Origin of the sequence: Flavobacterium sp. (assembly GCF_017744675.1) — a bacterium.
In the GTDB taxonomy this organism is placed as follows: Bacteria; Bacteroidota; Bacteroidia; order Flavobacteriales; family Flavobacteriaceae; genus Flavobacterium.
This window is the reverse complement of the sequence record NZ_JAGIAV010000018.1, coordinates 1-516: the sequence shown is the minus strand read 5'-3', so window position 1 is coordinate 516 and position 516 is coordinate 1. Positions and strand designations below refer to the sequence as shown.

1 protein-coding gene is annotated in these 516 nt (G+C 46.9%); it reads right to left on the bottom strand.

Annotation, left to right across the window (positions count from 1 at the left end; translation table 11 throughout):
* Nucleotides 1–516 (bottom strand): condensation domain-containing protein (locus J7574_RS23145; RefSeq protein WP_290974727.1); only part of this gene is annotated, 516 nt, incomplete at both ends.

The following is a 516-nucleotide window of genomic DNA, read 5'->3' as shown; positions in this document are numbered from 1 at the left end:
TGGATTCCTTATAAAGGTCGCTGTTGTATTCCAAAAGCAGACTCAGCCCTTCATCGGATTCCAGAAACATAAAGGTCAGGTCGAACTTGCTCATGCGGGGCATCTCTGCCTGATAGCCGCTTACCTTTAACCCTTCAAGCTCCAGGCCTTTGCCTTTGCCTGAGGAGCGGTTGTCATGGTAATCAATAAGCACATCAAAAAGTACATTGCGGCTTAAATCGCGTTTTATATTCAGTTCTTCTATCAGCTGGTCAAAAGGAAAAACCTGATGCGCATAGGCATCTAAAGTGGTTTTGCGTGCCTCTTGTAAAAGTGTTTTAAAACTAGCATCGCCCCCGAACTGCAAACGAAGCGCCAGGGTATTTAAATAAAATCCGATCTGTCCATCAAGGGCACTGTGTTCACGACCGGCAATAGGACTGCCGATGATGATATCTTCCTGGTGGCTGTAATGGTACAATAATCCGGTTACTCCGGCAAGAAGCCCCATAAAAAGGGTGCCGCCCTGATCCTGGC